Genomic DNA, 13,569 nt, shown 5'->3' on the forward strand with positions numbered 1-13,569 from the left:
TCTACTGTGGTGAATAAACGACGTGGGCGTCCCTCCGGCCCTTCAAACACTCGGGAGCGGATCCTGACCGCCGCTCGGGACCGCTTCGAACAGGACGGTTACGCCCGCACATCGCTGCGGTCGATCGCCGCGCAGGCCGATGTGGACCACTCCCTGATCACCTACTACTTCGGCTCCAAGGAGGGACTTTTCCGTGCGGTCGCCGAGTTGGCGCCGAGCCCGGCGCAGGGCTTCGACCTGGTGGCGGCCAGGGTGCCGCCCGAGCACCTGGCGCAGGCGCTGCTGCGCTCGGCGCTGTCGGCGTGGGACCGGCCCGGCTACCGGGAGGGTCTGGCCCGCCTGTTCGCCGACGCCCTGTCCTCCGAGGCGGCGCTGCGGGTGCTGCGGGAATATCTGCACACGGAGATGATCGGGCGCCTGACCGAGCACATCGGCGGCGCGGACGCCGGGCGGCGGGCGGCCACGGCCGCGACAATCTTCTCCGGGCTGTTCCTGACCCGCTACCTGCTGCGGCTGGAACCGGTCGCCTCCCTGCCCGCCGACGACGTCGTGGCCCAGCTGACCCCCGCCCTGCGCTCGGCGCTGGCGCCGCGGGGACTCTCGTGAGCCAGAATGTCTGAGAACGGCACAAACGGGCCGCCGGCACCGGAGGGCGTCTGACGAATCGTTGAAATCACGCCACTTTCTCAACTCGCCTTATGACATACAACGGCGTTTGTGCCGTTGCGCGACAGTTTCCGAACGGCGCGGTGCGCATTGCCGGCCAATAAGGTCCTGGCCCGATCGACCTCACCAGGGCCAGTCGGAGGTGAGGTAGGCCTCGATGGCACGGTGGCGGAAGCCGTAGGGCCTGGCGCGGCGGATGATGCGCCGGACCAGGTCGAGGCGCTGCGCCGTCGGGCCGGCGTCGGTGACCTTCGCGTACCCCATGGCCCGGGCGATGTTGGTCAGGCTGCGCTCCTCGGGCTCGAGCCCCGCCATGGCCTCGAGGAACTGCCGTTCGCGCGCGGGGAGCCGGTCGAGAATGCGTTGCACGTGCGCCTCCGCCTCGGGCGCAGCATCGCGCCACCCGGTCTCGACCTGCGCAGCGGTGATGAGGTTATCGGTGCCCGCATACCAGGCGCGCTCCCCCGCGAGCTGGAAGAGGAAGGGCTCCCCACAGGAGCGCTCCACAATGGCGCGCTGCGCTGCAGGTTCCATGAACACCCGGTCGATGCCGTCGCCGGCGGCGCTCGGCCAGCCCTCGGTGACGAAGGGCTGGAGCGCGGCCATGAGCGCGGCATCGTCGATGGCGTCAAGGGTGATGGTGCGGAAGCGGCGCGCGAAGGTGGCGCCCGTGCGCGCGCCCGCCATGTCTGCGAACTCGGGCAGTCCGGTCAGGTACACGGCGACCGGGAGGCCGCGAGCAACCTGCACGCCTCCCGGGATGTCGATGGCCTCATCATGTGCCAGGGCGTCGCCGAGCGCGGTCAGCAGTTGGGAACGGGCGCCCTCATCGGTGATGTTCTGCACCTCGTCGATGTGGATCAGCACCATGACGTCTCGGCGCTGGATGGCGGCGCGGCCGATCTCGATCAGCAGGTCGGTCAGAACGGTGTACGGCTCCGGCCCCTCCTGCGCGCGCATGGACAGGGAGACGCCGGAGACGGCCACGGTCTCGACCCGCCGCAGCAGCTCGGATATGCGCTGCTCGCGAGCGGCGGCCAGACCCGCGGCCGACGCCAGGTCCAGCAGGGCCGCGGCGACCCGCTTGATCGGGTCGGTTCCGGACGGGATCCGCAGCTGCGGGGTGACCCAGTCACCGGCGTCGGCGGCGTCACGGGCGATTCGCCGCACCAGGGACGACTTGCCCGAGCCCGCCTCTCCCAGGATCGTGCGGCCCCGCTCGTGAATGCCGGCCAGGCGCCGCGGGCGGAGCACGTCCCGCCAGTCGCTGAGCTGGGCGGCTCGGCCGGCCCACACCTCGGGCACGGTGTCCGAGCCCGGGCTGAATGGAGAGTCAAGCGGAGTCCGCACGTTGATAAGTTTATCAACGAGCGGAGTCCTTGATAACTTTATCAAGGGGGTGTCGAGAGGGTTCCGCATCAACTGCGCTTGAGGCCGTTGAGCCGTTCGGTCATGGCCAGCCCCAGCAGGGCCAGGGCGAGCAGGTAGAAGGGCAGCAGCCAGAGTCCGACCCGACCGGAGATGATCCCGAACAGCGGCGGCATGATGGTGGTACCCGTATAGGCCGCGGCCATCTGGATGCCGATGATCGCCTGAGAGTTGCGGCGTCCGAAGTTTTCGGGCGTGGAGTGGATGATCGCCGGATACACCGGTGCCGCACCGACACCGGCCAGGGCGAAGCCCATGAAGGACACGGCCCCCAGCGGCAGCGCCACGAGCAGTGCGCCGACGGCTCCCAGCAGGAAGCCGCCGCGGATCAGCGCCCGATCTCCGACGCGATCGGCGAAGAAGCCGCACAGGAAGCGGCCCGCGGTCAGTCCCAGCACGAACAGGGCACCGAAGGACGCCGCCGAGGACGCCTCGAAGCCGCGGTCGGAGACGAAGAAGGTGGCACCCCACAGCATCGCCGTCTGCTCGAAGGCGCAGTAGGCGAAGAACGCCAGCAGCACGGAGGGGACCCCCGGAATGCGCAGCGCCGCGAGCAGCGACACGTGCGTCTGCGCCGCCCGGCCCCCATCCACCACCGAGGCGGCCTCGGCCGTCCCGTCCGGCTCTGCCCCGTCGGCGGCCTCCGCCGCCTGCGCCCCGTCGCCGGGCCGGATCGCAGCGATGCGCCGCCACAGCGGCAGGCTGGCCAACAGCACGGCGGTCAGCCCGATCTGCAGCAGGCCGATGGCGCGGTAGGCGGCCGGCCAGTTGCCGTTCGCGGACAGCGCCAGGCTCATGACGAAGGGACTGATGGAGGCCCCCACTCCCCAGAAGCTGTGCAGCCAGTTCATGTGCCTTGCCGTGTAGTGCAGCGCCACGTAGTTGTTCAGCGCCGCGTCTACGGCGCCCGCGCCCAGGCCGTAGGGAATGGCCCACAGGCACAGCATCCAGTAGTGCGTGGCCACGGAGAAGCCCAACAGTGCCGCCGCCGTCATTGCCACGCTCACGGCCGTGACCAGGCCCGCGCCGAAGCGCCGGGTGAGCCGCTCGGAGGCCAGGGAGGAGATGATCGTGCCCACGGCGATGATGAAGGTGATGCCGCCCGCGTAGGAAACCGGCACCCCCAGGTCTTCGTGCATGACCGGCCAGCCGGCACCCACGAGCGAGTCCGGCAGGCCGAGGCTGATGAAGGCCAGGTAGATGATGGCGAGTAGCAGTAGGTACATCGGGGAGCCTCTCTGGGTGGGAACGGCCGGGACGAACGAGTCCCGCGGCACCCGTCACAGAATTGACCGTAAGTTCAATTTAACTGGCTCCGCACTCCCCGCGCAAGAGTGCGGGCACGGCACAGCACCCCATGGTCCGTCCTCGATTCGTGATCCAGTGAGCCGTCGTTTATAGTGACTCGCCTCCACCTCACCCGGAGGCTCACTCATGACCCACGGTTCCACGCCCGCCCAGCAGTCCCCGTACACGAACAACGGCGGTCGGCCACGCAGCTATGACGTGCCAACCTGGCGGAAGGTTGCCTACTACGGCGGAGCCGTCCTCCAGGGGATCGGCCTGCTCATGTTCTTGAGCGTCTTCGTCGCCGTTTTTGCCGCCTTCGCCGGGATCGGTGACGTATTCGGTTCCGGCGACCACACCGCCATCGGAAGCGGTATCGGCCGCGCCTTCCGGTTCTTCCCCGTGGCGTTCTTTGGTTTCTTCGTCATCAGCGCCGGCCAGTGGCTGCGACGCGTGGGCAGACAGGGGCTGGCCGGCTCCGGCGTCGTGCTGTCACCGCAGGGCGAGGCCCGCGACGCTGAGCCGTGGAGGCGCTCGGAGGGCGCCCAGGACCAGATGCGGCTGGAGGAGATCCCCACCCTGCAGGCCGCGCTTGGAGGCGCCCCCGGGCCGACGGGCTCCCCCGCGGAGGTGGTCAAGCTGCGCTGCCGCTCCTGCGGCTACCTGGAGACCGAGGACGCCGCCTTCTGCTCCCAGTGCGGCCAGCGGATCTGACTCGCCCCTGTCCACGACGCCGACCCACGCCTACCGTGGGGGCATGAACGAGCACAGCGAACTCCCCGCCACAGCCTCTGACCACACCGACGCCTCCCCCTACCTCAGCCTCCTGTCGGCCTCGCTGGAGCGCTCCCGCGAGCGCTTCGATCGCGCCCTGGACGGCGTGAGCGTGGAGCAGGCCAACACCCAGCCCACCCCCGAGCTCGCCCCACGCATCGACTCCCTCAGCTGGCTGGCCTGGCACACGGCCCGCGAGATCGATATGCAGGTCTCCGCCCTGGCCGGCACCGAGGTGCTGTGGACGGCGCGCGGTTTCAAGGAGCGCTTCGCCCTGCCGCTGCCCGACGACACCGAGGACTGGCGCCACACCCCCGCGCAGGCCGCGCTGGTGCGCGTGAACGACCTGACGGTCCTGACCGAATACCTCGACGCCGCCTACGCCCTGGCCCGTGACTACCTGGCCTCACTCACCCCGGCGGCCCTCGACGACATCGTCGACCGCGCCTGGGACCCGCCGGTCACCCGCGGCGTGCGGCTGGCCTCCATCATCGACGACGCCGCTCAGCACTCCGGCCAGGCCGTCTACACCCACCGGCTGCTGGGCCTGCCCGGCTGAGCCGCTCTCCCGGCCCGACGAAGCCTGCACAAACCACGCACCGAGGCCGGAGCCAGTGGCGTGCCGCCCAGGCGCGTGCGCCTCACCGGCGTCGGTCCACAGCCTCGCCGCGGCGGATGACCTCGACCGGATTCAGGTTGACGTCGGTGACCACGACGTCGGCCCACAGGCCGGCCTCCAGCGCCCCGATGGAGTGGTCGCCGAGGATCTCCGCGCCCTGGCAGGAGGCGGCGAATACGGCGTCGACCAGGTCGACCCCGCCACGCCAGGTGGTGCGCACGACGTCGAGCAGATGGGCGGTGCCGCCGGCAATCGCCCCGCCCTCGCTCAGACGGGCCACGCCGCCGGTGACGGTTACCGCCTGGGAGCCGAGCACATAGTCGCCGTCGGCCATGCCCGCAGCAGCCATGGCATCGGTGATCAGCACGACGTTCTCCCGCCCCAGGGTCTCGAACATGGCGCGGACCATGGCCGGGGCCAAATGGACTCCGTCGCCGATCAGCTCCACGACACACTCGCCGCCAACGGCCGCGGCGAGGAGCTCCGGCACGGGGCCGGGGCTGCGATGGTGCATGGGGGGCATGCCGTTGAACAGGTGGGTGGCGGTGGCGCGGGCGGAGCGGACGGGGGCTCCGACCATTAGCCGAGCGGCGATTCGAGAGGAGGCGCAGGCCAGGGCGGCGCGCATGGTGGCGGCCTCGGAGTCGGTGTGACCGAAGGAGGGCAGCGCCCCTCCTTCTATCAGTGCCGCGACCATGCCGTCGTCGCCCGTGATGTGTGGCTTCTCGGGGGCGATGGTCATGGTGGCCACGTGACCGCGGCCCAGTTCGATGAGCTCGCGAGTCAGCTCCGCGTCCGGGTCGGCGATGTAGGCGGGGTCCTGGGCGCCGCAGCGCTCGGCAGAGACGAACGGACCCTCGAAGTGGATGCCGGCGAGCTCCCCCGCGTCGCACAGGTCCGCCAGCACCCGGGTGCGCGCCCTGAGCACTTCCGGCGCAGCGGTGACGCAGGAGGCGACCAGACTGGTGGTGCCGTGGCGGCGGTGCTCGCGCACGGCGACCATGGCCTGTGCGGCGGTTTCGGCGTTGGGGAAGGACTCGCCGCCGCCGCCGTGGCAATGCACGTCCACCAGGCCGGGCAGCAGGTAGCCGCCCGGCGGCGCGACGCGGGCGGCGTCCAGCAGACCCGCCCAGCCGGCCCCGACGGCCTCGTCCGCGGAGCCGACCCAGGCCAGGTGGCGCTCGGCGATGACGACCACCCCGTCGTCGATGATCTGCATCGGGGTGACGACTCGGCCGCGCAGGGCGAATGGCGGACCAGCGGCGGGGACGTCACCAGGGGCGGAGGAGGACCCGGCGAATGCGGCGGCGGGCATGGCGGCGTTGCTCATGCGGCGAGTCTACCCCAGACCCCGCCCGACATCAGACGTCTGTTGTCTAGCCGGCTGAGGTCGGTTCTGCTCCTTTTCCGGACTCTGAGGTCGCCACGCCTGGCCGAGCCGGCGAAGTGGCGACCCGCCAGCCCCGGAACACTCGCGTCCGGGGCAAACGGGCGGCGCTCACCTGCGCAGCCTGCGCTCGACGCGCCGTACCGCCCGCTCCACCGCGGCCTCCAGCCGGGCCGAGCGGCGAGCTTCGTCGGCCCACAGCAGCCCCTGTCCCACGGGGCGCACCGCCACCAGTCGCCCACGATCCACCAGCAGCGGCCGGAACATGCCATTGCGCGCCGGACAGATCAGCAGCTCCCCGGCGGCGTCGGTCAAGCACAAGCGGTCCTTGTAGCCCACGTGCAGCTCATCGAAGGAGGGGAGGAACAGCGTGCGCACGACGGCGCGAGAGTGCTCCTCCAGCAGCGCGGGCAGATCTGCGCGCAGGTAGAGCACATCACGTCCGGGCGCCGCGGCCTCAGCGTCCAGCAGGCGCGCACGCCCGCGCAGCCCGCCCTCGGCTCGAGCCCGCACCAGTGGCACGCGGGCGGCGGCGGGATCGACCGGGTAGTCGGCCGCATGTGTGATCTCGACGGCGTCCTCCAGCGCCCGGGTGGACTGGGCGAGTGGCAGCGTGGTCCACCGGGCCAGGTCGGCCGCGCTCACGGGCCCATGACTGGTGGCGTACCGGCGGGCGATCTCCGCCAGCGCGGCGCGGTGGCCAGGCACGCCCTTAGCCCCGCCGCCGGTGCCGCCGGGACCGGTCTCGGCAGCGGGCAGGGGGCGGGCGTCCATGATCAGGTGCTCGTTGCCGCGCCTGGGCCCCTGCACCAGCACGCCCTCGCGCTGCAGCCGCACCAGCAGGTAGCGCCGTCGCCCCGAACCGTTGGTGAAGGAGTCCGGCCCCTCCGCGGCGTCCAGCAGGCCCGCCTCCTGCCAGGCCTCGATCAGCCGCGAGCGGGCCACCGGCCCCTCCCGGTCTATGAGTGCCAAGGCGGTATCGGCTGCCCGCTCCGCAGCGGCGTCGTCGACGCCGAGGTGCTCCGCGGCGCGGCGGGTCCAGACCTCGGAGCGGTGCTTGAGGGCCACCCGCAACCAGTGGTGGTCGGCCGCGGTGGTGATGTGCACCGTGCCGCGCATGGGCCAGGAGCGCACCAGGCGGCCGGCGGCGAAGGCGGCGTCGACGTCGGAGCCGGTGGCGCCCTCGGCGCGGAGGATCAGCGCGTGCGGCACCGCCGAGGGCTGCTGGCCCTGCACGGCCAGTTGACGGCGCACCGCCTCCTCGACGTCAGGGGCGGAAGTGGCGGGCACGAGTCCCTGGGCGAGGATGCGCAGGTAGGACAGCTCACGCGGGGCGGCAAGGCGGGCGGCGGGCATGGGCAGATGCTATGCGGTGCGTCGGACAGGCCGAAGCGGGCGCGCCTCGACTCCGGCGCCGGATCCACGGCGCGGGTCGGGGCGCGGCAGCATGACTCGCCGGCGGCTCAGAAGAGCCGGGAGGAGGGATCGTCCAGGCCGCGCATGGCGTCGTAGTCCAGCACCACGCAGCGGATGCCGCGGTCCTCGGCCAGCACGCGCGCCTGCGGCTTGATCTGCTGGGCGGCGAACACCCCGCGCACCGGGGTCAGCAGGGGATCCCGATCGAGCATGTCCAGGTAGCGGGTCAGCTGCTCGACGCCGTCGATGCCGCCCACGCGCTTGACCTCGACGGCCACGGCGGCACCGGCGGCGTCGCGCACCAGCAGGTCGACCGGGCCGATCGGGGTGGGGTACTCGCGGCGCACCAGGCGAAAGCCGGGGCCGAGCACCTCCACCTGCTCGGCGAGCAGTTCCTGCAGGTGGGCCTCCACGCCGTCCTTGCTCAGTCCGGGGTCGAGGCCGAGCTCCACACTGGTGTCGGAGACGATCTCGAACAGACGGATGACCAGGCGGTCTTCGCTCTTGGCGGCGATGACCTCCCAGCGAGCGGTGACGCCGGCCTCGGCGTCCTCGTCGTCGGGGGCCACCTCGGCCAGGCGCGCGGGCGGGCTCATCCAGTTCAGCGGCTTGTAGGAGCCGCCGTCGGAGTGGACCAGCACCGAGCCGTCGGCCTTGACCATGATCAGGCGGGTGGCCCGGGGCAGGTGGGCGTCCAGACGGCCGGAGTAGTCCACGGAGCAGGAAGCGATCACAACGCGCACCCGGGCAGCCTACCGGCTCTCCGCCTCCCCAGCGCGCCGACCTTCCCCTCCTCATCGAGGTCGGTCGACGTTACCATCGAGATCGGTCGCAATAACCGTCGAGATCGGTCGAAATGGCCCGCCGAGAACGGCACCAACAACACGCCCGGACCGGCGACGACGCACCGAGACCGGCCGACGCAACGCACCGCAGAAGCTCAGTTCACCCCACCCGCGGACGCCGCCGCCCCGTACATCAACTCCTCCAACTCGGCGACGGCGCGGTCGACCACTTCGAGCACCTCGGGCAGCAGCCGCTCGCACTGGGACCGGTCCGGGGCCGCAGCGGGCTCCAGCAGCACGCGCACGGTGCGACTGAGCGCGGCATCCGGGTCGGTTACCGTTGAATCGGTACGCTCCGCCACCTTGCCAATGACGAACCCGGTCATCACGGCGTTGAAGACGTAAGCCTGCTCATGCGCGTCGACGTCGTCGCGCATGAGTCCGTCCCGCCGCAACAGGGGCAGCACGCGCAGGCACAACTCCAGCGGCATGGACCGGTCAAGCGTCTCGCGGGAGTCGCGGTGCGCGGTGAGAATCCGCCGCAGGTACACATTGGAGACGATGAGTTCAACCAGCTCGTGCCGCCACGAGCGCAGCAGCAGCACCGCCAACCGCGACAGGCGCAGCTGCTCGGGGTCCCGCACCACCTCGGCGCGCACGGAGCCGATCCATGCCACCAGCTCATGGGCGAGCAGCGCCAGCAGCAACTCCTCCTTGCTGGGCCAGTACAGGTAAGCGGTCCCCTTGCCGACGCCGGCCGCCCGGGCGATCTCGGCAACGGTGGTCTTCTGGGGACCATGGCGAGCGACAAGCTCCGCGGCGGCGGTGAGGATCCGCTCGGGAAGGGCGGAGACCGCCGCCCCGGAGGCGTGCCCAGGCTTGCGCATGGGAGCATCATATTGCGGTCAATGACTCCGGCCGTCCGGGATCAGCTCGGAGATCGCAGCCGCGGCGGCGGCCGGCCCATCAATCGACCGCAGCTCGAGCGCCATCCGTTCGGCCCGCGCGCCCAGGCGCCGGTCAATGAGCGCGTCGGCCACGAGCGCGGGCCAATCGACGTCGGCCGCCTCCCGGCGTCGAACCATGAGCGCCGAGCCATAGTCGACGCAGCGCTGGATATTGAAGCGCTGCTCGAGCTGAAGCGGGATGCCAATGAAGGGCCACCCCTGCACACTGCTGGTCTGCACGGTCCCCTCCCCGCCGTGGGTGATGGCCAGGTCGACGGCGCCGCCGAGGCGGTCCGCGGGCAGGCGCCCGGTCACGTGGACATTCGCAGGCAGTACCGCCAGGTCGGCTGAGTCCAGGTGCTCGCGGACCGGGGCGAGAACCTGACAGGGGGCGTGCGCGAGACGAGGCAGCACGTCGAGTACCAGTTGCCGTCCCCCAGACGAGCCCACCGCGAAGTAGACAACCGGTTCACCACGGGATGCCAACTCATTCACCAGCGGGGGAACTGGCCCGGGCAGACTGGCATAGACCGGCCCGACCACCCGATGACCGGGCGGCATCTCCACCCAGGACGGAAGCAGATGCGCCGCAGTGGTGATCAGGTTGAGGTCCGCAGTAAAGAAGCGGACCAGATCCTCATCAAGATGGACCCCATTGGCCTTGGCGATCCGCCGGAACGATCCCGGCGGGCTAACATGTCGGTGGAGCTTCGTCAAGGCTCGTGCGACCAGATCGTCAACGGCCCGCTGCGCGGGGGTGGTGCGCGCGAGGACGCCGGTGGCGGACGAGTCGCGCACCGCTTGCAAGTGTGCCAGGGAGTAGGCGAAGGGACGGACGAAGACCAGCGGGACTCCTTCGGCCCGTGCGGAGATGAACTGGCTGAGCGTGGCACCTATGACGACCGCAGACGGACGGAGCTCGCGTATGAGCGACCGCTCGGAGGCGACCCTGCCGGCGAGCATCTCGTCGGTGAAGGGGTTACGCAGTGCGCGTCCCTGATCCAGGGCGAGAAGCGCCTGCGCATCAGCGTCATCGAGGCGGGGGCTCAGGAGGCGGTACTCGAATCCGGCCTCCTCAATGATCTCCCGATTGCGGTCGGAGTATCCGGCGAACACACATTCAATGTCGGGCGGCAGGCGCCGGGCGATTGTGACTCCCCGAGTCACCTCGGCGACGTTGAAGTTCTCTGGGGCGAACAGGACCCGGGCCCGCCGCCGCCCCGACACCGCCCGCCGGGTGTCAGCCGAGGTCGCCATTGTCATCCCCCATCGATTCGGCAGCCATCACAGACGGATCGCCCATCGCCGATATCCGCATGACCACACCGACCGAGCCGTCCACCTCAATCAGATCGCCGTCGCGAATCCGCGCAGTGGCGCCGTCGGCTCCGAGCACTGCGGGTATGCCGTACTCCCGGGCGACGATCGCGGCGTGCGACAGCGGCCCGCCCGCATCGGCGACGACGCCGGCGGCAAGGGAGAACAGCGGGGTCCACGACGGGTCGGTGAATGGGCACACCAGCACCTCCCCGGCACTCAGGCGCCCGAAGTCCCGCGGCCCTAGGATCACCCGTGCCCGCCCGCGGGCCCGGCCGGCGGCGGACGGGAGCCCGCGCAGCGCCGACTCGCCTGCGGGGCCGCCTTGGTCCGAGACACCCCGGTCCGAGCCTCCGCTTACGGTGCCACAGCTGCGCCGCCAAGCCTCCTCGGCCTGCGCGCGGGCGTCTCTGCGCCGGTCGACCAGGCGCGTCAGCTCCGCGCCCGCCGGATGGCTCAAGGCCCGGCGTACCTCGGCGTCGTAGAGCAAGACCACATCCTCCGCGCTCTCCAGCAGGCCGCGGACCGCCAGCCGGTCAGCGATCTCATCCATGATCCGGCGGGCCTGCAAGAAGAACTCCTCGATCAGGTAGAGGGTCCCCTCGCGCCCGACGTGCAGGGCGCGCTGCCGCGCTACGGACCGGTACCAGCGGCGGCGCAGCGGCGCGGGCAGCCGGGCCGCCACCTCTTGCACCACGTCGCGCGGGGATGACGGTCCCTGCGCCCGTCCGCGGGGCGCAGCGGCTGCCCCACGCAGTTGTGCCGCAATGATCCCCATCAGGTCCTCTGGGCGCTCGCGCCACGACCTGGCGGAGAAGGCCAGGTAGGGCGATCCGGCGCGAGCACCGTACTCATCCAGGAACTGGTGCAGCTCGGCGTGAAACCGGTGTCCCGCAGGCGTGGCGGCGAGCTCGTCCAGGAAAGGCTCCGGCCCGTCCGCAAGCAGCGTCCGCTCCAGCCCGAGCGCGCACACCCGCTCGGCCAGGCGCGCGGTCCCGGCGTTAGCCGCCGCGGTCACGTAAGACAGATCCCGGTAGAAGTCCTCCTCCCGCACGCCACGGCCCAGACCGGCCGTCGCCGCCAGCCCCATGGTGGCAGCACGATTCAAGGCGAGCGGCAAGAGATAATGGCGGTAGCGGTCGTGCAGGACGTGAGCGGCCGCGTCGATCACCTCATCCAGGAGCCGGAGGAGGGCGGCGGAGTCGGCCTCGGCGCGGCGATCAACACGCCGCGTGAGGCGATCCAGCCGCCTGCGCATGGCGGCCTCCTCCTGCGGCCAAAGGGCGGGATCGTGGCGGATGCTGCGCGCGACGACGGCGGGCAGGCGCGTGAGCCACCCCGGATGCTGCGACGGCAGAGCGGGGTGCAGGCGGATGGCGCCGTCGGCGTCGCCTCGGAGCAGTGCCTGCGGGGCTGGAGGATTCAGGCCGGCGCGCGACAGCAGCGCCGTCACGGCCTCGACGAGGCGGCGCGCAGCACCCAAATCAAGCGGATAGGGGCAAGGCAAGTGCTCGGCGACGTCGGCGCGGATCAGGTCTTCCGCGCGGGCGCGCATTGAACGCGCTGCGGCATGCGGGGAGGCGTCATCGCCCAGGTCGGTCCGGCGAGTGGAGTCGGCCCGGTCGGACCCGCCGACGCCGGCCGTGACGGGCCTGGACTGAAGCAGCACGACGTCGCCGTCGCACAGCGCCCACTCGACATCCTGCGCGCACCCGTAGTACTCCTCCAAGCGCATGCCGACCTCCAGCAGGCGCAGCAGCTGGTCTTCGTTGAGGCACAGCCGCTCGCGCTCGGTCGGCGATACTTCGGTCGCGACGACGCCATGCGGGGTCAGATCCAGCCGCGTCGCCTTCGCGCCCAACTCCAGGCTGAGCACCTGCGGCGGGGTTTGGCGCAGCCGAAATATGTCGGGCACCACTAGCCCGGAGACCACACTCTCCCCCAGCCCATACGACGCACTCACCACCGCCGCGTCCTCCGCCCCGGAGACCGGGTCACGCGTGAACAGCACCCCCGAGACCTCGGGCTCTACCATTCGCTGGACGATGACAGCGAGGGGTGCCGCTTGTGGAATCTCCCGCCGGTGACGGTACTCGGTCGCCCGCTCGCTGAAGGCGGAGGCCCAGCAGGCGCGCACGGCGTCGAGCAGCGCGAATTGATCTGAGACGCCCAGGACAGTTTCGTGCTGCCCCGCCAGGCTGATGCTGCGGCCGTCCTCATCCGCCCCCGAGGAGCGCACCGCGACTGCGGGCCGTCCCAGGCGGTCATAGGCGTCGAGCAGCGCGGACTCAAGCCCGGGCGGAAACGGAAACGGTTCGGAGCCGCGCACACCCACTTCCCGAGTGCGCGTCCGCGCGCCGGCGAGGAACGCCTTGGTGGTGATACAGAAGCCGTCGGGGACGGGCAGGCCCAGTGCGCGACACCGCGCCAGGGAGGCACCCTTGCCACCCGTCCGGGAGCGATCGGCGGCATCAGCGTCGTCAAGCCAGAGAATCAAGGGGACTCCGTTCATGAACTGCGGAGGGGCGTGTACCACACACCAATCATGACTAACTGACCAAATCAAGTCAAATGGTCAGCAAAGGCGTCGGAAGTCATGCGCTCTTCGAGTTTGCGGGTGTGATTGCTGGGTGGGGCTGTTCGGGCGGTGCGTGTAGTCGGGACGGCGGGCCATGACGGCGTCGCAGGCCCGCCGACAACGCGGGGCGAACCACCAGCACGCGGGGCAGCCGCCCAAGACGCCCTTCACAGCAGCGTGCTCGACGGTCTTCCACCGTCCTGACGGGTAGGCCCGCGTCCTCGAAGGCTCCCGCCACCACAGCAGCCAGTAGCAGACGCCCCGACAGCGGCGGCCTCCCGCCACCGGTAGAACTCACCCACCAAGGCTCCACAGACCACACAGCCCCCACACCCGACTGCCAGAACCGGAAGCACCACTTATGC

At 70.9% G+C, this 13,569-nt stretch carries 11 protein-coding genes; 3 read left to right on the top strand and 8 right to left on the bottom strand.

Translation table 11 applies throughout. From position 1 onward, the window contains the following. Positions 1 to 6: 6 nt before the first annotated feature. The gene (locus tag BLR49_RS02105) at positions 7 to 606 is read left to right on the top strand and encodes a TetR/AcrR family transcriptional regulator (RefSeq protein ID WP_176765734.1); all 600 of its coding nucleotides are present in this window, start codon (positions 7 to 9) and stop codon (positions 604 to 606) included. Positions 607 to 789: 183 nt separating this feature from the next. Here the strand turns inward: BLR49_RS02105 and BLR49_RS02110 are convergent, their stop codons facing one another. Continuing rightward, positions 790 to 2,016 (bottom strand): AAA family ATPase, encoded by a 1,227-nt coding sequence (locus BLR49_RS02110; RefSeq protein ID WP_092532599.1) that lies wholly within the window; start codon positions 2,014 to 2,016, stop codon positions 790 to 792. Between the two features lie 68 nt (positions 2,017 to 2,084). Continuing rightward, the gene (locus BLR49_RS02115) at positions 2,085 to 3,320 is read right to left on the bottom strand and encodes an MFS transporter (protein WP_092532602.1); all 1,236 of its coding nucleotides are present in this window, start codon (positions 3,318 to 3,320) and stop codon (positions 2,085 to 2,087) included. A gap of 208 nt (positions 3,321 to 3,528) precedes the next feature. Between BLR49_RS02115 and BLR49_RS02120 the strand changes: the two genes are divergently transcribed. Both BLR49_RS02120 and BLR49_RS02125 read left to right on the top strand, forming a co-directional pair. Then, positions 3,529 to 4,095 (top strand): hypothetical protein, encoded by a 567-nt coding sequence (locus BLR49_RS02120; protein ID WP_092532605.1) that lies wholly within the window; start codon positions 3,529 to 3,531, stop codon positions 4,093 to 4,095. Positions 4,096 to 4,138: 43 nt separating this feature from the next. Further along, positions 4,139 to 4,714, top strand: coding sequence for a mycothiol transferase (locus BLR49_RS02125; protein ID WP_092532608.1), 576 nt, complete (start codon positions 4,139 to 4,141; stop codon positions 4,712 to 4,714). A gap of 82 nt (positions 4,715 to 4,796) precedes the next feature. On the opposite strand, the gene BLR49_RS02130 is transcribed toward BLR49_RS02125, so the two are convergent. The 6 genes from BLR49_RS02130 to BLR49_RS02155 all read right to left on the bottom strand — a co-directional run bounded on the left by BLR49_RS02130 (position 4,797) and on the right by BLR49_RS02155 (position 13,138). Beyond that, positions 4,797 to 5,993 (bottom strand): N-acetylglucosamine-6-phosphate deacetylase, encoded by a 1,197-nt coding sequence (locus BLR49_RS02130; RefSeq protein WP_245690375.1) that lies wholly within the window; start codon positions 5,991 to 5,993, stop codon positions 4,797 to 4,799. A 279-nt stretch (positions 5,994 to 6,272) separates the two neighbouring features. After that, positions 6,273 to 7,517 carry a DNA glycosylase AlkZ-like family protein gene (locus tag BLR49_RS02135; protein WP_092532611.1) on the bottom strand — a complete coding sequence of 415 codons (1,245 nt, stop codon included), beginning with the start codon at positions 7,515 to 7,517 and terminating at the stop codon, positions 6,273 to 6,275. 107 nt (positions 7,518 to 7,624) lie between these two features. Further along, a complete protein-coding gene (gene nucS / locus BLR49_RS02140) occupies positions 7,625 to 8,320 on the bottom strand; it encodes an endonuclease NucS (protein ID WP_092532614.1) in 696 nt (231 codons plus the stop codon). A 197-nt stretch (positions 8,321 to 8,517) separates the two neighbouring features. After that, positions 8,518 to 9,249, bottom strand: coding sequence for a TetR/AcrR family transcriptional regulator (locus BLR49_RS02145; protein ID WP_092532618.1), 732 nt, complete (start codon positions 9,247 to 9,249; stop codon positions 8,518 to 8,520). Positions 9,250 to 9,267: 18 nt separating this feature from the next. Further along, complete coding sequence (locus tag BLR49_RS02150; RefSeq protein ID WP_092532621.1) at positions 9,268 to 10,566, bottom strand: glycosyltransferase; 1,299 nt, start codon at positions 10,564 to 10,566, stop codon at positions 9,268 to 9,270. Further along, complete coding sequence (locus tag BLR49_RS02155; protein ID WP_143013669.1) at positions 10,550 to 13,138, bottom strand: PEP/pyruvate-binding domain-containing protein; 2,589 nt, start codon at positions 13,136 to 13,138, stop codon at positions 10,550 to 10,552. Before BLR49_RS02155 ends, BLR49_RS02150 begins: the two co-directional genes overlap by 17 nt. Positions 13,139 to 13,569 lie beyond the last annotated feature (431 nt).

The organism is Actinomyces ruminicola, from assembly GCF_900103885.1.
Taxonomy (GTDB): domain Bacteria; phylum Actinomycetota; class Actinomycetes; order Actinomycetales; family Actinomycetaceae; genus Actinomyces; species Actinomyces ruminicola.

Bases quoted from the DNA above. Each gene is read 5' to 3' on its own strand.
- BLR49_RS02150 (WP_092532621.1), bottom strand. From the start codon at position 10,566: ATGGCGACCTCGGCTGACACCCGGCGGGCGGTGTCGGGGCGGCGGCGG.
- BLR49_RS02115 (WP_092532602.1), bottom strand. From the start codon at position 3,320: ATGTACCTACTGCTACTCGCCATCATCTACCTGGCCTTCATCAGCCTC.
- BLR49_RS02125 (WP_092532608.1), top strand. From the start codon at position 4,139: ATGAACGAGCACAGCGAACTCCCCGCCACAGCCTCTGACCACACCGAC.
- BLR49_RS02145 (WP_092532618.1), bottom strand. From the start codon at position 9,249: ATGCGCAAGCCTGGGCACGCCTCCGGGGCGGCGGTCTCCGCCCTTCCC.
- BLR49_RS02120 (WP_092532605.1), top strand. From the start codon at position 3,529: ATGACCCACGGTTCCACGCCCGCCCAGCAGTCCCCGTACACGAACAAC.
- BLR49_RS02130 (WP_245690375.1), bottom strand. From the start codon at position 5,993: ATGCAGATCATCGACGACGGGGTGGTCGTCATCGCCGAGCGCCACCTG.
- BLR49_RS02135 (WP_092532611.1), bottom strand. From the start codon at position 7,517: ATGCCCGCCGCCCGCCTTGCCGCCCCGCGTGAGCTGTCCTACCTGCGC.
- BLR49_RS02155 (WP_143013669.1), bottom strand. From the start codon at position 13,138: ATGAACGGAGTCCCCTTGATTCTCTGGCTTGACGACGCTGATGCCGCC.